We start from the raw sequence: 19613 nt of genomic DNA, 5'->3' as shown, positions 1-19613 counted from the left end.
CGGCGGCCCGGGCCGACAGTCCGCCCGCGAACCGGCGCGGGGAGGGCTCACCCCTGCTCGGAGGAGGGCACCGCCCGCAGCATGGTGGTCGTCGGGTGCAGGGCCAGGGCGTCCTCGTCTCGGCGGGCACGTAGCACCGTGTCCACATAGGAGCTCACGGCCTCGTCCAGGGGCACCGCCGCACCCCGCTGCTCCGAGAGGTACCAGCGGTGCTCGAGCAGCTGATGCATCACCTCGGCCGGCTCCAGCTTGGCGCGCAGCTCCAGGGGTACGGCACGCACCACCGGGTCGAACACCTCCAGCACCCACCGGTGCGCCGCATGCTCCAGCTCCATGAACGGGTCCCACTCCCGGCGCATCGTCTCGATGTCCACGAGCAGCCGCCGCGCCTGGTTCTCCTGCACATGCAGCCCGGTCAGCCGCTCCAGCCGGCGCCGGTGATAGCCGGCCGCCACGTCCGTGGGCTGGGCGAGCATCATCCCCGGGACGTCCGCTGCGCGCAGCGAGTACTCCTCCACCTCGAAGCCCAGCTCGTTGAGCAGACGGAAGCGCCGGTCCAGGTGCCAGGGCTCGGTGCGGGCGAACATGGTGGGCTCGGTGAGCAGGCGCCAGCGCTCGCGGTAGGCCTCCACGAATAGGTCCGGCGTGGTGAACGGGTCGATGCCCGGGTCCGCCAGGCCCGAGGCCTGCAGGTCCATGAGCTCCCCGCCGACGTTCACCCTGGCCACGTCGAGGTCGTGCTCGCGCTGGCCGGTGGAGAGCCGTTCCCGCAGCTCCCCGGTCTCGGCGTCCACCAGGTGCGCGGCGAAGGCCCCGGCATCCCGCCGGAACAGCACATTGGACAGGGAGACGTCCCCCCAGAAGAAGCCCTCCAGGTGCAGCTCGACCAGCAGGGTGGCCAGGGCATCCATCAGAGGCACCAGCGTGCCCTGCTCGAGGCGCTCGGAGAACACGGCGCGGTAGGGCAGGGAGAAGCGCAGATGCCGGGTGACGAGCGCGGCCGGCAGCGGGGCGCCGTCGACGTCCGTGCGCCCGGTGACGACGGCCACCGGCACCACGGAGGGCGCCGGGCGGTGCTCGAGCCGGCGCAGCAGCCGGTACTCCCGGAAGGCGAGGTCCTCCGTGGTCTCCTTCACGGCCACCACGCCGGCGCCCATGTGCGCGAAGCGCACCACGTGACGCGAGATGCCGCGGGGCAGGGCCGCCAGCACCCGGTCCGGCCACTGCTCCAGGGGCAGGTGCCAGGGCAGGGAGAGCAGGGCCGTCGCCGCATCCTCGGAGGAGTCCCCCGAGGGGGCGCCGGTCACCGTGAGCCGGTCGGAGGCGGGCGGGTCGGGGGTGCTCGTGTCCATTCCCCGATCCTCTCACCCGCCCTGCGGGCGTCTCGTCCGGCGGGCGCCCAGGCGACGCCGGTAGGCTCGGGCTCGTGGACGGACGCGTCCGGTGCCGTGCCCCGGGCCGGGGCGGACGACGTCGCCCACCACGCCGTGCGCCTGGCGCACCCACCCGACACAGGAGGACCAGTGGCCAGCAGGAAGACGCCGCCCCAGGCGGCCAACGACGCCCGCGCCCGCGCCCGCCAGATGCAGGCGGAGCAGCAGCGCAAGGACCGCCGCAGGCGGTCGCTGACGATCTGGGGCTCGGTGCTGGCCGGGCTGCTCGCCGTCGCCGTGATCGTGGGGTTCGTGCTGACCCGCGGCAACCCGCAGGTCTCCGCGGTCGGCACCGTGCCCGCGGTGGTCAACGAGGAGGGCGGCGTGACGCTGACCTCCTCCACCGAGCTGGCGGACTCGGGCCTGGGTGCGCGCGAGGTCAACCGTGAGGACGTGCCCGCCCCGTCGCAGCAGGGCCAGTCCACGCAGCCGGAGAGCATCCCCGGCCTCGGCGCCCCCGAGCAGGGCCAGCCCGCGCAGATCGTGCTCTACGTGGACTTCAACTGCATCCACTGCTTCGAGTTCGAGCGGGACAACGCCGAACAGATCAAGGAGTGGGTCGACGCCGGCCAGGCCACGGTGGAGTACCGCATGGTCGACTTCCTCAGCGCCCCCAACAACCGCAACTACTCGCTGCGCTCGGCGAACGCCGCCTACTGTGTGGCCGCGGAGAACCCTGAGGCCTATGGGGCCTTCGTGACCGACCTCTTCCTCTCGTGGGAGGAGCACCAGGGCCGTGGCCTGAGCAACGAGGAGATCGCCCAGCGCGCACAGGCCGCCGGCGCTGATGTCTCCGGCTGCCTGGACGACGGCACCTACCGTCCTGCCGTGGCCTACGCCACCGCGAAGGCGCAGGCCGCCGGGGTGCGGGGCACTCCCACCGTGTTCGTCAACGGGAAGAACTGGGCCGTCGACGGCCCCGACCAGTCCTTCCAGGAGTGGGCTGGCGGCATGATCGAGCGCTGAGCCGCACCGGCGCGGCGGGCACGGACCCGGCAGCGCCGCCACGGCTTGTACCCTGGAGGGGCCGGTTGCGCGTGCACGTGCGGCCGGTCCTCCGCCTCCTTAGCTCAGCTGGCCAGAGCAGCTGCCTTGTAAACAGCAGGTCACCGGTTCGAATCCGGTAGGGGGCTCCACTGCTGACGGCCCGGGATCTCCACGATTCCGGGCCGTTCGCGTGTCTGCGGCTGGCAGTACTGGTGACCCGTGAGTAATCTCGCTGGAGTCACCCGGATCCGGAGCCGCTCCGGACGTCATCACGCAGATGGCCCGTCCCCCAGGAGACTTCGTGAAGACCTCCCTCGCATCCCGTCGTGGAGCCGGTGCGCTGCTCGCCGCCGCCGCGCTCGCCGGAACCACCCTGATTGCCGCGCCCGCCCTGGCCGAGCCCCGTCCCGCCGGTGCCGGGACGGACAGGGCCGCCGTCGCCCCGGTGCGGGCCACCGCTCCCGCCGCGCAGCCGTTCACGGCGGACCCGAACGCCGCGGGCTACGACTCGTTCATCGTCACCTACAAGGAGACCGCCTCGAACGCCAACGCCCGGGGTCGGGCCAAGGCCTGGGGGCTGGCCGCCAAGCGGGCCGGTGTCAGCGTCAAGGAGTTGCGCGAGACCGCCCTCGGCTCCCGGGTGATCTCCACCGGTGAGAAGCTCACCCCGGCCGAGTCGGCCCGGTTCATGGCGGACCTGAAGGCCTCGGGTGCCGTCGCCGACGTCGAGCCCAACGCGATCATGACCGCCGCCGGCCTGAACCCCGTGGACGCGGACTACGGGCGCCAGTGGGGCTTCCACGGCGTCAACGGCATGCGTGTGCCCGGAGCCTGGGACCGCACCACGGGTGCCGGCACGGTGGTCGCTGTGATCGACACCGGCATCACCCGCCACCCGGACCTCGACGCCAATGTGGTGCCGGGCTACGACTTCATCTCCAACACCCTGGCCTCCCGCGACGGCGACGGCCGCGACCCCGACCCGACCGACCGGGGCGACTGGTACGCAGCCGGCGAGTGCGGCGGCGCCCCCTACCCGGCCTCATCCTCGTGGCACGGCACACACGTGGCGGGCACCGTCGCCGCAGTGGCGGACACCCGCGGTGTGGTCGGTGTCGCCCCGAACGCCAAGATCCAGCCGGTGCGTGTGCTCGGCAAGTGCGGCGGCTCTCTGGCGGACATCGCGGACGCGATCGTGTGGGCCGCGGGTGGCAGCGTGGCCGGCGTCCCGGACAACCGGACCCCGGCCGATGTCATCAACATGTCCCTGGGTGGGGACGGCATGTGCGGCACCACCTACCAGAACGCCATCAACGTGGCCGTGAGCCGCGGCGTGCCCGTGGTGGTGGCGGCCGGCAACGAGAACCAGCCCGCCGGCAACGTGCGCCCGGCCAACTGCAGGAACACCATCACGGTGGCCGCCTCCGACTCCAGCGGACGCCGTTCCTCCTTCTCCAACTACGGCTCCGCTGTGGACGTCACCGCCCCCGGCTCCGGGATCCTCTCCACTGTCAATACCGGCCGCACCACCCCGTATGGCCCCGGCTACGCCTCCTACAACGGCACCTCCATGGCCACTCCGCACGTGGCCGGCCTGACGGCTCTGATGCTGGCCGCCTCGCCCGGGCTGACCCCGGCGCAGGTAGAGGCCACCCTGAAGTCCACGTCCCGGCCGATGCCCGTCGTGTGCGCCGAGGGGTGCGGGGCCGGCCTCGTGGACGCCACGAAGGCCATGGCGGCCCTCGGCGGCGCCATAGCCCCCGCCCCGACGCCGGCTCCCACCCCGGCCCCGGTCCCCACACCCACCTCGCTGCTCGCCAACGGCGGCTTCGAGTCCGGTACCGCCGGCTGGCGGGGCACCCCCTCGGACTTCGTGATCACCGACCGCTCCGGGGCCCGCTCCGGCTCCCGTTACGGTGTGCTCAACGGCTACGGCCGGAGCAACACGGGGGTCATCGAGCAACGGATCACCGTGCCGGCCTCCGGGGCGGTCCTGCGCTACGCGGTGCAGGTGGGCACGGACGAGCGGACCACCACCGCTGCCTATGACACGCTCTCGGTGCAGATCGTGGACGGTGTGATGGGCACCTACACCCTCGCTCGGCACTCGAACCTGGATGCCGGCGGGTACACCACGCGCACCGTGGATCTGAGCCGGTTCGCAGGCAAGACGGTGACGCTACGCTTCCGCGGCGTCGAGGACTCCTCCTACGCCACGGTGTTCCGGATCGACGACGTCGCGGTGACCGCCCGCTGACCTCCCGGGTTCCAGGCAGGGCCGCCCCTCACCGGGTGGCCCTGCCGGGCCCCGGCAGGCGGGACGAAGGCCGCGCCGCCGGCGCGATTTGGAATCGCCGGCCCTGCTCCGGTAGAGTGTGGCGAGTTGTCCGGCCCTTCGGGGCCGAACCGAGGATCTTTAGCTCAGTTGGTTAGAGCGTTCGCTTCACACGCGAGAGGTCGCTGGTTCGAGTCCAGTAAGATCCACCACTGCAGGGCCCTCCTTCCGGAGGGCCCTGTTGCGTATCGACCGGCACGCAGGCGACCAGGAGAGGGTGAGGCCAGTGGACTCGGAGGCGGCTCGGGACGGACAGCGCTTCGATCCGCGCGTCGCCGAACCGGCGGCCGAGCCCTCGCTGATCCCGGTCATCCGCCCCTCCGCCGCTGGCCGCCCGCCATCCCCGCCGCCCGCCCCGGCCGAAGCTCCCGCTGAGCCCGGCACCGAGGCTCCCGGCGAGGGGGACACCCCCGCCCCGACGGCGGACGCCCCCCTCACCGAGCCGCCCCGCTCCGAACCGGTGCCCACCTCCGTGCTCGCCCCGGCCGAGCCCGAGACCGCCCCCGAGACCTCCGTGCAGGACGTCGTCCCGGACGCGATCATCCCCGAGCCGCTGCTGGAGCACGGCCCCGCCGCCCCGGGGCGCCGCCGTCGCCGTGGGCGCCGGAACCACCACCGCGCGGTGTTCGAGGAGACCCTGCCCACGCAGGCGCTCGTCATGGTGGACCGCCTCCAGGCCTCCCCGTACGGGCGCAGGATCCGCAGCACCCTGCGCCAGCGCCCCGAGCCCGCGCGAGAGGCCCTCGAGGCCCGCACCACCCTGGACTTCGCCCTCAAGCTGGGGGAGACGATGTTCAGCTTCGGGGCCTCCTCACTGGACGTGGAGACCTCGATCATCGTGGTCACCCAGGCCTACGGGATCCACGAGACCGAGGTGGACCTCACCAACCAGGCGATCTCCCTGAACTACGCCCCGGACTCCTCCCGTGGGGAGGTGCCGTACACCCTGCAGCGGGTGGTGCGCTCCAACTCCACGAACTTCCAGGGCCTGGCGGCCGTGCACCGGCTCGTGGAGCAGATCTCCGAGGGCGCCGTCGAGCGTCAGGAGGCCCAGCGCCGCCTCGTGGAGATCCGCCACCGGCCCAAGCCCTACCCGCCGGCCTTCGAGGTCCTGTTCGCCGGTGTGTTCGTCGCGTGCTTCGTGCCGTTCATCGGCGGCACCTGGGCGGGGGCGGCCCTCGGCATGGTCTCCACCTGGCTCGTGTTCTGGCTGGCCACCCGCCTGGTCGCCGCGCGCGTGCCGGAGCTGTACGCCACGGGGGCGGGCGCCTTCGTGGCGACCATGATCGCCTTCGGCGCCTCCGCCGCTCACCTGCCCGTGAACCCGGGGATCGTGGTCGCCGGCGGGATCATGATGCTCCTGCCGACCTCCCGGTTCGTGACGGCCGTGCAGGACGCCATCAACGGCTTCCCCGTGACCGCGGCCGGGCGCTTCATCTCCGCGCTGCTCGTGTTCTTCGGGATCATGGGCGGGATCATGGTGGGCGTCGCCGTGTGGGATCTGCTCGGCTTCTCCCGCCTGGACCTGACCTCGACCTCCTCGGTCGCCTACCCGACGGCCGTGCTGGCCGGGCTGGTGGCGGTCGCGGCGGCGTGCGACGTCGTGGTGGAGCGGGCCCCGTGGCGGCTGATGGTGGGGTGCGCGGCCGTCTCCACCCTGGCGTTCCTGGCGCTCGCGGGCGTGCAGGCGCTGGGGCTCACCGCGCCGCTGGCGCCCGCACTCGCGGCGGTCGTGATCGGGCTGCTCGCCCGGCCGGTGGCCCTGCGCTTGGGAGCTCCGCCGCTGGTGGTCGCCCTGCCCAGCCTGCTCTTCCTGCTGCCGGGCCTGAGCATCTTCCGGGGCCTGTACGAGTTCACCGTGGAGTCCGCCTCCACGGCGACGGGCCTGCTGGGGATCGTCAGTGCCCTGGTGACAATCGCGGGCATCGGGGCCGGCACGGTGCTGGGGGACACCCTGGCCCGTCCCTTCACCGGGCGTCCCGCCGAGGACGACGGGCCTGCCGTGAACGCCCCCACGATGGAGGGGCACCAGCGCTGAGCGCATCCGAAGCCGTCGTCGACCGTGGGGCCGGGGCGGCTCAGGCGGGCAGGCGCCAGTCCACGGGCGGCGCCCCGGCCTCGGCCAGCAGTGCGTTGGCTCGGCTGAACGGGCGCGAGCCGAAGAAACCGCGGTGGGCGCTGAGCGGGGAGGGGTGCGGGGATTCCACGACGCCGGCCCCGCCGGCGGTGAGGATCGGCGCCATCCGCCGGGCGTCCGCGCCCCACAGCAGCGCCACGAGGGGGGTGTCGCGGGCCACGAGGGCGCGCACGGCCGCCTCGGTGATCTCCTCCCAGCCCAGCCCTCGGTGGCTGCCCGGGGAGCCGGCGCGCACGCTCAGGCAGCGGTTCAGCAGCAGCACGCCCTGGTCCGTCCACGCGGAGAGGTCGCCGTGCTCGGGGATCGGCACACCGAGGTCGTCGTGCAGCTCGCGGTGGATGTTCGTCAGGGAGCGCGGCAGGGGCCGCACCCGGCGGTCGACGGCGAAGCTCAGCCCGATCGGGTGGCCGGGGGTGGGGTAGGGGTCCTGGCCGAGGATCAGCACGCGCACCTGGTCGAAAGGCTGGCGGAGGGCCCGCAGGATGTTCTCGGGGGCCGGTAGCACCTGCTCGCCGGCGGCGCGGCGGGCCCGCAGTGCCGCACCGACCCTCTCGAAGGCCGGCTCCTGCTCGGCCAGGGCCGTCTGCCATCCGGGGTCCAGGGGTGCGATCAGCTCCATCCCACCGAGGGTAGCGGCGATGGGCCCGGGCGGTCCCGGGGCATCCCCAGTACAGTGGCCGGCATGCCTGAGCAGACTCCCGCGCCCGATGCCGCCTGCGGCCTCTCGGAGCAGGAGCGGGCGGTCCTGGACTTTGAGGCTCTGACCTGGCGACACGGTGGTGCGAAGGACCACGCGGTACGCACGCGGTTGGGTCTGTCGCCGACCGCCTACTATCAGGTGTTGAACGGACTGCTGGACCGTCCGGCCGCCCTGGCCTACCGCCCGCTGCTCGTGGGCAGACTGCGCCGTGCGCGCGGTACACGCCGCCGGGCTGACCGACGCGTCCCGGGACCGTCGTCCACCGCCGACCCCGCTTCCCCCCAGGAGACCTGAGAGATGCCTCACACCCCGGACCGTTTCGACGACGTCCCCGAGTACACGGACCAGCACGGCGCCCACCGTGAGTCCTTCGCCCCGGCCGCTGCGGGCGCCGGTGCCACCGCTGCCGGTACCGGGGGAGGCTTCCCCAAGTGGCCGCTCGTGGCGGCCGCCGTCCTGCTGCTGGGGTCGCTCTTCCTGGGCTTCCTGCTGCCGCGTCTGACGGGCTCCCAGCAGCCTGAGGCCGGGTCCCCCACCACGGGCCAGTCCCAGACCGAGGCCGCCCCGTCCGCCTCCGAGAGGGATGCCACGGACACTGCCGCCCCGGCTGCGCCCACGACCGACGCCGACGCCGCCGCCCAGTCCTCGCGTGCGGCCGAGGCCGAGCGCTCCCGCGCCGCCGAGCAGTCCCGTGCGGCGGAGCAGTCGCGTGCCGCTGCTCAGCAGGCCCAGGCTGCCGACCGTGCGGCCGAGCGCTCCCGCGCCGCCGTGCAGTCCCGCGCCGCGGCCAGCTCCTCGGCCGCTGCCCGCTCCGCGCAGGCTCAGGCCGAGCGTCGTGCGGCCGCCGCCGAGTCCTCCCAGGCCGCCGCCCGCTCCGCTGAGGCTGAGGCCTCCCGCCGGGCCGCTGCGGCCCAGTCCTCCCAGGCCGCCGCCCGCTCCGCGCAGGCCGAGGCCTCCCGCCGTGCCGCGGCCGCCGAGTCCTCCTCGGCCGCTGCCCGCTCCGCGCGGGCCGAGGCGAACCGCCGTGAGGCCGCCGCCGTGCGTCGTGTCCCGGTGACCGTCTACAACGCCACCCGCGTGAACGGTCTGGCCGCCGGCTACGCCCAGCGTCTGCGCGACGCCGGTCACACCAACGTGCAGGCCCAGAACTGGCGGGGCTTCGGTGTGACCCAGTCCACCGTCCTGTACAACCGTGCCGCCGACCGCCAGGCTGCCGAGGCCACCGGCCGCCAGCTCGGCCTGCCTGTGGTGCAGACCCCGAACCTGCAGGTGCCCGGCGTGGCCGTCGTCGTCTTCGGCTGATCCGCGCAGCACCCTCCCGGACCCCCGTCCCTCCGCCCCTGACCGGGCGGGGAGGCGGGGGTCCGTGGCGTCTGCGGGGTGGGCGGGAATGAATCGTCGACCTTTTGCACTCTCCCAGGAGGAGTGCTCATAATGGGCATTAGCACTCCGTGGAGGCGACTGCCAGCCAAGGCCGGCGGGCGCCGAGACGGAGGAGGACCCCACCACCGGTGAGGCCCCTACGGGGGCCGTCCGTCGCGGGCACCGAAGGCGGGTCATCACCAGCAAGGAAGCATCCGTCCAGAAAGGACCTGCATCATGGCGAAGACCATCGCATTCGACGAGGAGGCCCGCCGCGGCCTGGAGAAGGGCCTGAACACGCTGGCCGACGCGGTGAAGGTGACCCTCGGCCCCCGCGGTCGCAACGTCGTGCTCGAGAAGAAGTGGGGCGCCCCCACGATCACCAACGACGGCGTGTCCATCGCCAAGGAGATCGAGCTCGAGGACCCGTACGAGAAGATCGGCGCCGAGCTCGTCAAGGAGGTCGCCAAGAAGACCGACGACGTCGCCGGCGACGGCACCACCACCGCCACCGTGCTCGCCCAGGCGCTCGTCCGCGAGGGCCTGCGCAACGTGGCCGCCGGCGCGGACCCGATGGCTCTCAAGCGCGGCATCGAGAAGGCCGTCGAGGCCGTCACCTCCGAGCTGCTCGACGCCGCCCGTGAGATCGAGACCAAGGAGCAGATCGCGGCCACCGCCTCGATCTCCGCCGCGGACAAGCAGATCGGCTCCCTCATCGCCGAGGCCCTGGACAAGGTTGGCAAGGAGGGCGTGATCACCGTCGAGGAGTCCAACACCTTCGGTCTGGAGCTCGAGCTCACCGAGGGCATGCGCTTCGACAAGGGCTACATCTCCGGCTACTTCGTCACCGACACGGACCGCCAGGAGGCTGTCCTCGAGGATCCCTACATCCTCATCGTCAACTCCAAGATCTCCTCCGTGAAGGACATGGTGGCGATCCTCGAGAAGGTCATGCAGTCCGGCAAGCCGCTGCTGATCATCGCCGAGGACGTCGAGGGCGAGGCCCTGGCCACCCTCGTGGTCAACAAGATCCGCGGCACCTTCAAGTCCGTGGCCGTGAAGGCCCCGGGCTTCGGCGACCGCCGCAAGGCCATGCTCGCCGACATCGCGATCCTCACCGGCGGCCAGGTCATCTCCTCCGAGGTGGGCCTGTCCCTGGAGAACGCCTCCCTGGACCTGCTGGGCACCGCCCGCAAGGTGGTCATCACCAAGGACGAGACCACCATCGTCGAGGGTGCCGGTGACGCCGACCAGATCGCCGGCCGCGTGGCCCAGATCCGCTCGGAGATCGAGAACACCGAGTCGGACTACGACCGCGAGAAGCTGCAGGAGCGCCTGGCCAAGCTGGCTGGCGGTGTCGCCGTCATCAAGGCTGGCGCGGCCACCGAGGTGGAGCTCAAGGAGCGCAAGCACCGCATCGAGGACGCCGTGCGCAACGCGAAGGCGGCCGTGGAGGAGGGCATCGTCGCCGGCGGTGGCGTGGCCCTGATCCAGGCCGGTGCCAAGGCGTTCGACACCCTCTCCCTCGAGGGTGACGAGGCCACCGGCGCGAACATCGTGAAGGTCGCCATCGAGGCCCCGCTGAAGCAGATCGCCTTCAACGCCGGCCTGGAGCCGGGCGTCGTCGCGGACAAGGTCAAGACTCTCGAGGCCGGCCACGGCCTGAACGCCGCCACCGGCGAGTATGAGGACCTGCTGGCCGCCGGCATCAACGACCCGGTGAAGGTGACCCGCTCGGCGCTGCAGAACGCCGCGTCCATCGCGGGCCTGTTCCTGACCACCGAGGCCGTCGTCGCGGACAAGCCGGAGAAGGCCGCCGCCGGCGCCGAGGGCATGGACCCGATGGGTGGCATGGGCGGCATGATGTGACCGTCCGCTGAGCCGCGCCCGACGCCGGCCATCCGGTTCCGCCGGACCGTGTCGGCATCGGACGACCAGCAGCCCAGGCCCGCCTCCCCGCTCGGGGGAGGCGGGCCTGGGTGCGTCTGGGGCCGGGTCAGCCGCGCAGGGCGGTCAGCTCTGCGGTGAGGTTCTGCCGGGCTTGGTCCTCCCAGCGGGCCCGGGCGGGGGCGGTGCGGTAGAGCACGTCCGGGGCGAGCAGGGACTCCAGGACTGCGGCCCGCCCGCGGACCCAGTCGGCTTCGGGCACATGCGCGTACTCACGACGCACGGCGGCCGTGTAGCGGGCGTAGGCCTCGGGGGAGCGGCCGAGCACCTCGAGGTCGGCATCGCACAGCAGCTCCCCGGCGTGGTCCCCGGGGACGGGACGGTGGTCTGCGGTGAGCCGGACGAGGCGGGCAGTCTGTTCCCGTGCTTGGGCGGGCAGCGCCAGGGCCGGGTCTGCGAGCAGCTGCTCGGCCAGTGCAGCCGAGTCCTCCTCATCGCGTCCGGGCGGTGCCGTGGGGTCTCCGGCGTGGACGGCGTCGTGGAACCAGGCGGCCAGGCGCAGGGTGCGGGGATCCGGGGCCGGACGGGCGCCGTCCTGCTCCAGCAGGTCCAGGGCTTCGAGCACCCCGAGCAGATGCTCCAGGCCGTGGTAGGCCCGGTGCGGTTCGCTCCAGCGCTCCAGCAGGGCGGTGCCAAGGGCGTCCACGGCCTCGGCCCGGGCCTCGGTGGCCTCGAACAGTCGCCGCCACCGGCGGTGCAGCACCGGACGCAGCTGGGCGGGGCGCCGTCGGGCGGGCACCCGCAGCCCGGAGCGGGTGAGCCGGCGCACGAGTTCGCCGCCGGTGACCGCCACGGCACCCCGGCCCACCAGCTCGGCGTGCCGGTGCGCCGGGACGTCGTAGTGGTCGAGGTCGAAGGCGCGGGGAGAGACCCCCTGTGCGGCGGCGAACGCGTGCAGCTCCTCCAGTGACGCGTCGGAGACGAGGTGGGAGAAGAGGGTGCCGTGAGCGGGCCAGGCGGGAGGGTCGATCAGGACGGCCATAGAACCACCCTACGGAGGCCCCGCCCCGCCCCGCCCGGTGTCCGCGGGCGGAGCGGGGCCGACGGGTCAGAACCGGAACATCGCGGCGTTGGCGGCCTCGGCGTCCTGGTACTGCTGGGCGGCGGCGTCCATGGCCCGGCGGATGCCCGCCAGGGACTCCTCCACGCGCAGCTGGGTGGCGCGCCATTCCGTGAGCAGCCCCTGGAAGGCGGTGGACGCCTGCCCCTGCCAGGTCTCCTGCAGGCCGCGCAGGTTGGCCTCCATGCCGTTCACCTCCGCCTGGAGGCGGGCGATGGAGCCCTCCACGGCCCCGGACTTCGCGCGCAGGTCCTCGACGTCGATCTGGACGATGCTCATGACTGTTCCCCCTGGGGTGTGCGGGCCCCCGGACTTGGCCGGGGGCGGTGGTCCGCGGCGGTCGCCGCTGACCACCACGCTAGGAGGAGACGCCTGAGGAGGGGGCGGCGTCGTCCGGATCTGTGGACGGGGAGGCGGGCGCGGTGCCCTGTGCAGGAGCGGACGGGGCGGGTGGGTCCCCGCGACGGTCCGCCGAGGCCCGACGGAAGCGCTCGCCCGCGCGCAGCAGCCGAGCGAGTTGGCTCGTCCCGCTCTCGGCACCGGCACCGGCAGTGGGGGCCTCCGGGGCGTCAGCCCCCGCACGGGACCCCGCGCCGCCGTGGAGATCCGGTGCGGCGTCCTCGGCGGTCTCCTCCTCCATGGCCTCGTCCTCGTCGTCCTCCGGGTCCTCGAACGGCGCCCACGGCAGGTGCACCGAGAAGGTGGCCCCGCCGCCGTCGGTCTCCAACAGTCGCACCGACCCGCCGTGCTGGGCCACGATCGCCGCCACAATCGCCAAACCCAGGCCGGTGCCACCGGTCTCCCGGTGACGGGAGGAGTCGGAGCGGTAGAAGCGCTCGAACACGCGTGCGGCGTCCTCCTCGGACACCCCCGGGCCATGGTCCCGGATCTCGATCACCGAGTGCCGGCTCGTGCCATCGTGCTCGCCGGCGGCATCGGACGCCCCCGCCAGGGCGTCCATGGTGCCCACGGCGATCTCGATCGGGCTGCCGGCCGGGGTGTACCGCAGCGCGTTGGTCACCAGGTTCACCACCACCTGGCGGATCCGATTCTCATCTCCCATCAGCGGGGCCGAGGCCGGACGGTCGCCGTCGAGGCCCACGAGGGTCACCCGGCGGTCCGGGGCGTTGACGGCCGCGTCCATCACCGAGTCCATGCCCAGCACCAGCAGGTCCACCGGCTCATGTTCGAGCGGGCGCTGCTCGTCCAGGCGGGCCAGGGTCAGCAGGTCCTCCACGAGCCGGTGCATGCGCCCGGCCTCGGACTCGATGCGGCCCATCGCTGCGGCCACATCCTCCTCCTGCCTGATGCCCCCGTGCCGGTACAGCTCGGAGAACCCACGGATGGTCACCAGCGGGGTACGCAGCTCATGGGAGGCGTCCTGCACGAACCGGCGCATCCTGTCCTCGGAGCGCTCCTTGTCCTTGAAGGCGGACTCGATGTGCGCGAGCATCGCATTCAGCGAGCGGGACAGCCGCCCCACCTCCGTGTTCGGCGGTGCGGACTCCACACGCTGGGAGAGGTCCCCGGCGGCGATCTTCGCGGCCGTCCGCTCCACCCGGTCCAGCGTGCGGAACGCCCGCTGCACCAGCAGATTCGCCACGACGACGGACCCGGCCGTCGCGAGCAGGCCGATCGTCACCACCAGGGCGATCACCCGCTCCACGGAGGTGGTCACCCCGTCCAGGGGCAGGGCGACGGCCAGGGATCCCTCCCCGGAGCGCAGGTGGTAGAGCTGGACCCGCCAGCCGCTCGAGCCCGGGTCCGTGCCGGGCACGTCGAAGGAGTCCGAGCCCTGCGCGTCGACCTCTGCGGTGGTCATTCCCGCCAGCTGCGGGCCGTCTGCACCGGGCATCACCGGGGTGCTCACCACCGGCCGCCCCTGCGTGTCCCACACCACGCCGTAGAACCGCAGGATGGAGTGCTGAGGCGTGGAGTACGGGCCGACCTGCCCCATGGAGGTCAGGTACACGGACACGGCGTCCCGGTTGTTGACCATGTCCTCATCCAGCTGCCGGACGAGCTCCTGCCGGAACAGGGCCGCGGTGACGATCGCCGTGACGGCCACCAGGCTCAGCATGAGCGCGGTGATCATCAGGACAAGCTTGGTGCGCAGGGGCCGACCCCGCCACCAGTTCCGCCCCCAGGTGCGCGGATGGCGCAGGCGGCTGTCCACCTCAGCGCTTGTCGGCGGTGCGCAGCATGTAGCCCACGCCGCGCTTGGTGTGGATCATCTTCTCCCGGCCGGCGACGTCGATCTTGCGGCGCAGGTAGGAGATGTAGGACTCCACGATCGAGGCGTCCCCGTTGAAGTCGTACTCCCACACGTGGTCCAGGATCTGGGCCTTCGAGAGCACACGGTTGGGGTTCATCATCAGGTAGCGCAGGAGCTTGAACTCGGTGGGGGACAGCTCCACCACCTCGCCGCCGCGGCGCACCTCATGGGCGTCGTCGTCCAGCTCGAGATCGTCCACCCGCAGGACAGCGCCGTCGTCGTCCAGGGAGGCGGTGCGGCGCAGCACGGCGCGGATGCGGGCGACCACCTCGTCCAGGGAGAAGGGCTTGGTGACGTAATCGTCCCCGCCCACGGTGAGGCCGGTGACCTTGTCCTCCGTGCCGTCCCGCGCGGTGAGGAACACGACCGGGAAGTGCCGGCCCGCCGAGCGCAGCCGACGGGTCACCGTGAAGCCGTCCATGTCCGGGAGCATCACGTCCAGCACCGCCAGGTCCGGCTGGAACTCCTCGGCCGCCTCGAGCGCCTCACGCCCGTTGGCGGCCGCGCGCACCTCGAACCCTGCGAACCGCAGGGAGGTGGAGAGGAGTTCGCGGATGTTGGGCTCGTCGTCGACCACGAGCAGGCGGGCTTCGGGGTTCTGAGGCTGCATGGTCTCCAGTGTGGGCGCCATTCCTGGAATCTCTCTGGGAACATGCTGGCAGGGTGGGCGCGGCTGGGCCGGGGCACCCGGAACACTTAGGCGCGGGCGCGGGCGACGGCGGCCAGCACCACGTGCAGCAGCATGAGCCCGAAGCCCAGGGGCAGGCCGAACATGCTCAGGGCGTAGAGCACCGGCAGGAAGGAGGGGGTCTGCCCGAGGGCATAGGCCGCCAGGCAGCCGAGGAGCGCGAGCGCAGACACGAGCGTCACCGCCACGCCGAACAGCAGCAGGACGCCGCGGCCAGTGAAGCGGCGGGCAGGGCGGGACGGCCCGGAAGCGTCGGAGGGGCGGGCGGGGGCGGAGTCGTGGGTGGGAGGCACGGGGTCACTGTAGCCCCGCTATCCTGTGGGGTCAGTTGACCACGAGCAGACAGGTGCCGACGATGCCCACGGGCCGCATCAAGTTCTACGACTCCGCCAAGGGATTCGGGTTCGCCCAGACCGACGACGGCGAGGAGGTCCACGTGCCCTCCTCCGCCCTGCCGGCCGGCATGACCGAGCTGCGCTCGGGCACACGCGTCGAATTCGGTGTGGCCGAGGGCCGACGAGGCAAGCAGGCGCTGTCCCTGCGCCTGCTCGACGACGCCCCCTCCGTTGTCCGCAACCAGCGCCCCGCCCCGGACCGCATGGCCGTGCTCGTCGAGGACCTCATCAAGGTGCTCGACCAGACTTCCAACGGCCTGCGTCGCGGCCGCTACCCCCAGCCCGCACAGGCACGCACACTGGCCCAGGTGCTGCGCCGCGTCGCCGACGACCTCGAGGCGTGAGCACCATGACCGAGACCTCCACCCCGACATCCCCGGCCCCTGCCCCTGCCCCCGCTCGGCCGCGTCGCCGCTCCGTCCGCCGCGACGAGGTGCTCACCGCCGCCGTCGCCGAGGCCCGCGCCGGGCTGGCCCAGGCGGCCCCCGAGGAGAGCATCGGCGAGCACCTCGGCGCGACCGCCGACGACGACCGCCTCGTGACGCACCGCTTCGAGGCCCGCCTGCCCGGCTACGCCGGCTGGGTCTGGTACTCCACCGTGGCCCGGGCCCCCCGCTCCCGCCGCGTGACCCTCTGCGAGACCGGCCTCGAAGCCGGCGACGGCGCCCTCGTGGCACCGCCGTGGGTGCCCTACGAGGAACGCGTCAGCGAGGAGGAGCGCGAACGGCTCCGGGCCGTCGCCGAGGGGCGCGTGCCCGAGGAACAGGACGCGGAGGCCCAGAGTGAGGAGCCGGCAGACGCCGAGGCCCGGCCCGAGGCCCCCGCCGAGGGCAAGGGGACCGCGGACCGGGCCTGAGGGGCCGAGCCGGAGGAGCCGGCGTCGTGGGGGATCAGCCCAGCTGCTCGACCACGGCGTCGATGCAGCGCAGCAGCGCCGAGACGTCCTCGGGCTCGATCGCGGCGAACGTGGCGATGCGCAGCTGGTTGCGGCCCAGCTTGCGGTAGGGCTCCACATCCACCACACCGTTGGCGCGCAGGGCCTTGGCCACGGCCGCGGCGTCCACCTCGTCCGAGAAGTCCACGGTGCAGATCACGGCGGAGCGGTCCTCGGGGCGGGCCACGTACGGGGTGGCGAAGGACGAAGCCTCGGCCCACTCGTACACCCGCGAGGAGGAGTCCGCCGTGCGCCCGGTGGTGAACTCCAGACCGCCGTTCCCGTTCATCCAGCGCAGCTGGGCGTCCAGCATGACCAGCGTGGCCAGGGCCGGGGTGTTGTAGGTCTGGTCCTTCAGCGAGTTGTCCACCGCGGTGGACAGGTCCAGGAAATCCGGGATCCAGCGGCCGGACTCCTTGATCTCCTGGACGCGGGCCAGCGCGCGGGGGGAGAACAGCGCAACCCACAGGCCGCCGTCGGAGGCGAAGTTCTTCTGGGGAGCGAAGTAGTAGACGTCCGCCTCGGACACGTCCACCGGCAGACCGCCGGCGGCCGAGGTGGCGTCGATGACCACGAGGGCGTCCTCATCGATACCTTCCGGGCGCGTCACGGGCGCGGCGACACCGGTGGAGGTCTCGTTGTGCGGCCACGCGTACACATCGACGCCGGCCACGGCCTCCGGCTCGGGGCGGGTGCCCGGCTCGGAGGTGCGGATGTCCGAGGCCTCCAGGAACGGGGCCTTGTCCGTGGCCTTGGCGAACTTCGAGCCGAACTCGCCGAAGCTCAGGTGCTGGGCACGGCTGCGGACCAGACCGAACGCGGCGGCATCCCAGAACGCGGTGGAGCCGCCGACACCGAGGATCACCTCGTAGCCCTCGGGGGCGTCGAAGAGCTCGGCCACACCCCGGCGCACGGAGGCCACGAGGTCCTTCACCGGCTTCTGGCGGTGGGAGGTGCCCAGCAGGGACGCGGCGTCCTGGAGGGCCTGCATCTGCTCGGGGCGGACCTTCGAGGGGCCTGCTCCGAAGCGGCCGTCGGCGGGCAGGGTGTCGGCGGGGAGGGTGATCTCGGCGGGCTGGGCCATGGGGCGCTCCTGTGGGTCACGGGGAGGTCGTGGGCGTCTGACACGCCCATTGTGGCCCGACGCGGCGCTCCCGGGCCGTTCGTGACCTGCGGTTCCCTGACTAGGATGGCGCGGGCGGGGACGTGGCGGCGGCCCGGCGCAGCCCCGGGGACCGCCCGAGACGAGGAGGAACGCACGGTGACGGACCTGATCGACACCACCGAGATGTACCTGCGCACCATCCTCGAGCTGGAGGAGGAGGGCATCACACCCCTGCGCGCGCGGATCGTGGAGCGCCTGGAGCACTCCGGGCCCACCGTCTCCCAGACCGTGGCCCGCATGGAGCGTGACGGCCTGGTACGCGTCGGCGGGGACCGCCGGCTCGAGCTCACGGAACAGGGCCGGGAACTGGCCGTGGCAGTGCTGCGCAAGCACCGCCTGGCCGAGCGCCTGTTGGCGGACGTGATCGGCCTGGACTGGTCCTACGTGCACGATGAGGCCTGCCGGTGGGAGCACGTGATGAGCGACCAGGTCGAGCAGCGCCTCCTGGAGATCCTCGGCCATCCCACCGAGACGCCCTACGGCACACCGATCCCGCCCCGGCCCGAGTCCCGCTCGGCCGCGCAGTGGAGCGCCGAGATGGGCCTGCCCGGCCGGGTGCTCTCCTCCGTGACGGCCGCCCCGGGCCGGTACCGCGTGCGCAGCCTTGCCGAGGGGCTGCAGGCCGACCCAGCCCTGCTCGCCCAGCTCGACGCCGCCGGACTGCGCCCCGGTGCCGTGCTCCAGATGCGTCCCATCCCCGAGACCGGCTACCTGCACCTCCAGGTGGACGGCGGCTCAGAGGCCCTCGAACTGTCCCCCGAGACCGCCGGCCACGTGTGGGTGGAGCAGGCCTGAACTCGGTGCGGGCCCGGCCCGGAGGCCGGTGTCAGGGAGACCATGCGGTAACATCGGCGGGTCCTGGCGTGCGCGCCGTGTCTCCGCCCGCGGAGACGACCACGGACCCCGCGTGCGGTTCACTCCTCCCGCCCGACGCGCGGTGACACCGCTCGACTCGCCGCTCCAGGCCCGCGCGGGAGGGACGCGCGAGCGCCCGTGAGCAGGCCGAGGACGAGAACCCGTGCTGCAGCATCCCGCCCCCCGCCAGAGCTTCGTGCAGGACAGCTCCGTGCAGGGCGCCTCCCCGGGGCGTGCCTCCCGGATCCGCGCCGTCGGTGGGGGCCGGCGTCGTCCCTCCACCGTGACGCGTGCCGCGGCTGTGCTGGCTGCCGCCGGCCTGCTGACCGGGGGCACCGCCCTCGCCTCCCGCCCCGAGGCACCGACTCCCCTGGCCGCGGAGCGCACCTCCGTCTCGACCCCCTCATCTCCGCTCCTCACGAGCGGAGCCTCCGAGTGGGCCTCCACCCAGATCAAGATCGCCCGCGCAGAGGCCGCCCGCAAGAAGGCCGCCCAGCAGCGGGCCGCGGCGCAGAAGCGTGCAGCCCAGGAGGCCGCCCGCAAGAAGGCCGCCCAGCAACGGGCCGAAGCCCAGAAGGCGGCACAGCGGAAGGCCGCAGAGGAGGCCGCGGCACTCGAAGCCGCACGGGCCGCCGAGGCCGCCGCGCTCCAGCAGGCCCGGGAGCAGGAGGCGCTCGAGCAGGAGGCCGCCCGCCAGGCCGCCGCGGAGGCCGAGGCAGTCGCTCAGGCCCAGGAGGAGGCCCGCCAGGCGGCTGCCGCGGCGGAGCAGGTCAGTGCGCTCGAGCTCGAGCGCACTGCCCAGGTGGAGGCCGTCGCGGAGCTGCCGGCAGCCTCCACCGGCAATGCCAGCGGGGTCGTGGCCGCCGCCTACTCCGGCATCGGTACCCCGTACGTATACGGCGGGAAGACCGCCGCCGGCTGGGACTGCTCGGGCTTCGCGGCCTGGGCCTACCGTCAGGCCGGTTTGACGATCCCCGCGCACACCGGCTCGATCCGCGCGTCGTCGGTCACCCGCCCCGTGTCCTCCCCGAGCCCCGGCGACCTCGTGTTCCAGCTCGGCGGCTCCCACGTGGGTATCTACGTGGGCGACGGCATGATGGTCTCCGCCCTGAACCCGGGCCAGGGCACTCAGCTGCACCCCGTGGCCGCCATGCCGGTCTCCGGGTACTACACCTACGTGGGCTGACCCCGCACTATCTGCCCACACCGCCTCTCTGCACCACCTCACCTCCCCTCCGCTCCTCCCTCCACGCTCCGGGGGCGGAAGGGGCCGGGATTGCCCCCGGAATACGGGGCCGGTCGCCCCCGGGGCGTGGCAGGAACCCCGGGACGCACACCAC

General features: G+C 73.0%; 18 protein-coding genes and 2 tRNA genes. 12 read left to right on the top strand and 8 right to left on the bottom strand.

Translation table 11 applies throughout. The annotated features are described in order from the left end of the window. Nucleotides 1-47: 47 nt before the first annotated feature. Nucleotides 48-1352 carry a DUF4032 domain-containing protein gene (locus SPI96_RS07835; RefSeq protein WP_321081810.1) on the bottom strand — a complete coding sequence of 435 codons (1305 nt, stop codon included), beginning with the start codon at nt 1350-1352 and terminating at the stop codon, nt 48-50. A 171-nt stretch (nt 1353-1523) separates the two neighbouring features. Between SPI96_RS07835 and SPI96_RS07830 the strand changes: the two genes are divergently transcribed. The 5 genes from SPI96_RS07830 (at nt 1524) to SPI96_RS07810 (ending at nt 6793) form a co-directional block, all read left to right on the top strand. Then, nucleotides 1524-2399 (top strand): DsbA family protein, encoded by an 876-nt coding sequence (locus SPI96_RS07830; protein ID WP_321081809.1) that lies wholly within the window; start codon nt 1524-1526, stop codon nt 2397-2399. Between the two features lie 93 nt (nt 2400-2492). Then, nucleotides 2493-2569: transfer RNA gene (locus SPI96_RS07825), tRNA-Thr, on the top strand. Between the two features lie 152 nt (nt 2570-2721). After that, on the top strand, nt 2722-4677 hold the full coding sequence (locus SPI96_RS07820; RefSeq protein ID WP_321081808.1) for a S8 family peptidase: 1956 nt from the start codon (nt 2722-2724) through the stop codon (nt 4675-4677). 153 nt (nt 4678-4830) lie between these two features. Continuing rightward, nucleotides 4831-4907 (top strand) — tRNA-Val (locus SPI96_RS07815). Nucleotides 4908-4972: 65 nt separating this feature from the next. After that, nucleotides 4973-6793, top strand: coding sequence for a threonine/serine ThrE exporter family protein (locus SPI96_RS07810; protein WP_321081807.1), 1821 nt, complete (start codon nt 4973-4975; stop codon nt 6791-6793). Nucleotides 6794-6833: 40 nt separating this feature from the next. Here the strand turns inward: SPI96_RS07810 and SPI96_RS07805 are convergent, their stop codons facing one another. After that, on the bottom strand, nt 6834-7511 hold the full coding sequence (locus SPI96_RS07805) for a uracil-DNA glycosylase (RefSeq protein ID WP_321081806.1): 678 nt from the start codon (nt 7509-7511) through the stop codon (nt 6834-6836). Between the two features lie 63 nt (nt 7512-7574). Between SPI96_RS07805 and SPI96_RS07800 the strand changes: the two genes are divergently transcribed. From SPI96_RS07800 to groL, 3 genes are all read left to right on the top strand, one after another. Next, complete coding sequence (locus tag SPI96_RS07800) at nt 7575-7886, top strand: DUF3263 domain-containing protein (RefSeq protein WP_321081805.1); 312 nt, start codon at nt 7575-7577, stop codon at nt 7884-7886. Between the two features lie 3 nt (nt 7887-7889). Further along, nucleotides 7890-8894, top strand: a complete 1005-nt coding sequence (locus tag SPI96_RS07795; protein WP_321081804.1) for a LytR C-terminal domain-containing protein — start codon at nt 7890-7892, stop codon at nt 8892-8894. Between the two features lie 297 nt (nt 8895-9191). Then, entirely contained in the window at nt 9192-10823 is a 1632-nt protein-coding gene (gene groL, locus SPI96_RS07790; protein WP_321081802.1) for a chaperonin GroEL, read from the top strand. A gap of 127 nt (nt 10824-10950) precedes the next feature. On the opposite strand, the gene SPI96_RS07785 is transcribed toward groL, so the two are convergent. The 5 genes from SPI96_RS07785 to SPI96_RS07765 form a co-directional block, all read right to left on the bottom strand. Further along, complete coding sequence (locus SPI96_RS07785; protein WP_321081801.1) at nt 10951-11883, bottom strand: DUF4031 domain-containing protein; 933 nt, start codon at nt 11881-11883, stop codon at nt 10951-10953. 66 nt (nt 11884-11949) lie between these two features. Next, nucleotides 11950-12240 (bottom strand): WXG100 family type VII secretion target, encoded by a 291-nt coding sequence (locus SPI96_RS07780; RefSeq protein WP_321081800.1) that lies wholly within the window; start codon nt 12238-12240, stop codon nt 11950-11952. 79 nt (nt 12241-12319) lie between these two features. Continuing rightward, nucleotides 12320-14056, bottom strand: coding sequence for a HAMP domain-containing sensor histidine kinase (locus SPI96_RS07775; protein WP_321081799.1), 1737 nt, complete (start codon nt 14054-14056; stop codon nt 12320-12322). A gap of 82 nt (nt 14057-14138) precedes the next feature. Beyond that, nucleotides 14139-14846 (bottom strand): response regulator transcription factor, encoded by a 708-nt coding sequence (locus SPI96_RS07770; RefSeq protein ID WP_321081798.1) that lies wholly within the window; start codon nt 14844-14846, stop codon nt 14139-14141. A gap of 86 nt (nt 14847-14932) precedes the next feature. Beyond that, on the bottom strand, nt 14933-15217 hold the full coding sequence (locus tag SPI96_RS07765) for a hypothetical protein (protein ID WP_321081797.1): 285 nt from the start codon (nt 15215-15217) through the stop codon (nt 14933-14935). A 62-nt stretch (nt 15218-15279) separates the two neighbouring features. On the opposite strand from SPI96_RS07765, the gene SPI96_RS07760 reads away from it, so the two are divergent. Both SPI96_RS07760 and SPI96_RS07755 read left to right on the top strand, forming a co-directional pair. Beyond that, nucleotides 15280-15663: a cold-shock protein gene (locus SPI96_RS07760; RefSeq protein WP_321081818.1), complete on the top strand. Its 384-nt coding sequence runs from the start codon at nt 15280-15282 to the stop codon at nt 15661-15663. Nucleotides 15664-15668: 5 nt separating this feature from the next. Continuing rightward, nucleotides 15669-16175, top strand: a complete 507-nt coding sequence (locus SPI96_RS07755) for a DUF3027 domain-containing protein (protein ID WP_321081796.1) — start codon at nt 15669-15671, stop codon at nt 16173-16175. Nucleotides 16176-16209: 34 nt separating this feature from the next. Here SPI96_RS07755 and serC read toward each other — a convergent pair whose 3' ends face one another. Then, nucleotides 16210-17337 (bottom strand): phosphoserine transaminase, encoded by a 1128-nt coding sequence (serC, locus tag SPI96_RS07750; protein WP_321081795.1) that lies wholly within the window; start codon nt 17335-17337, stop codon nt 16210-16212. Between the two features lie 177 nt (nt 17338-17514). Between serC and SPI96_RS07745 the strand changes: the two genes are divergently transcribed. Together SPI96_RS07745 and SPI96_RS07740 are read left to right on the top strand one after the other, a co-directional pair. Beyond that, entirely contained in the window at nt 17515-18213 is a 699-nt protein-coding gene (locus tag SPI96_RS07745) for a metal-dependent transcriptional regulator (RefSeq protein WP_321081794.1), read from the top strand. Between the two features lie 223 nt (nt 18214-18436). Next, nucleotides 18437-19459, top strand: coding sequence for a C40 family peptidase (locus SPI96_RS07740; protein WP_321081793.1), 1023 nt, complete (start codon nt 18437-18439; stop codon nt 19457-19459). The last annotated feature ends 154 nt before the right edge of the window (nt 19460-19613 follow it).

It is taken from the genome of Micrococcus sp., from assembly GCF_034179925.1.
Classification (GTDB): Bacteria; Actinomycetota; Actinomycetes; order Actinomycetales; family Micrococcaceae; genus Micrococcus.
Note: the sequence above shows the minus strand (reverse complement) of the source record. Positions and strands in the feature narration are given on the sequence as shown.

What these genes read in the sequence shown, in the direction of transcription:
- serC (WP_321081795.1), bottom strand. Translation starts at nt 17,337, where the DNA reads ATGGCCCAGCCCGCCGAGATCACCCTCCCCGCCGACACCCTGCCCGCC.
- SPI96_RS07775 (WP_321081799.1), bottom strand. Translation starts at nt 14,056, where the DNA reads ATGATCACCGCGCTCATGCTGAGCCTGGTGGCCGTCACGGCGATCGTC.
- SPI96_RS07770 (WP_321081798.1), bottom strand. Translation starts at nt 14,846, where the DNA reads ATGCAGCCTCAGAACCCCGAAGCCCGCCTGCTCGTGGTCGACGACGAG.
- SPI96_RS07760 (WP_321081818.1), top strand. Translation starts at nt 15,280, where the DNA reads ATGCCCACGGGCCGCATCAAGTTCTACGACTCCGCCAAGGGATTCGGG.
- SPI96_RS07780 (WP_321081800.1), bottom strand. Translation starts at nt 12,240, where the DNA reads ATGAGCATCGTCCAGATCGACGTCGAGGACCTGCGCGCGAAGTCCGGG.
- SPI96_RS07795 (WP_321081804.1), top strand. Translation starts at nt 7,890, where the DNA reads ATGCCTCACACCCCGGACCGTTTCGACGACGTCCCCGAGTACACGGAC.
- SPI96_RS07800 (WP_321081805.1), top strand. Translation starts at nt 7,575, where the DNA reads ATGCCTGAGCAGACTCCCGCGCCCGATGCCGCCTGCGGCCTCTCGGAG.
- SPI96_RS07835 (WP_321081810.1), bottom strand. Translation starts at nt 1,352, where the DNA reads ATGGACACGAGCACCCCCGACCCGCCCGCCTCCGACCGGCTCACGGTG.
- SPI96_RS07785 (WP_321081801.1), bottom strand. Translation starts at nt 11,883, where the DNA reads ATGGCCGTCCTGATCGACCCTCCCGCCTGGCCCGCTCACGGCACCCTC.
- groL (WP_321081802.1), top strand. Translation starts at nt 9,192, where the DNA reads ATGGCGAAGACCATCGCATTCGACGAGGAGGCCCGCCGCGGCCTGGAG.
- SPI96_RS07805 (WP_321081806.1), bottom strand. Translation starts at nt 7,511, where the DNA reads ATGGAGCTGATCGCACCCCTGGACCCCGGATGGCAGACGGCCCTGGCC.
- SPI96_RS07755 (WP_321081796.1), top strand. Translation starts at nt 15,669, where the DNA reads ATGACCGAGACCTCCACCCCGACATCCCCGGCCCCTGCCCCTGCCCCC.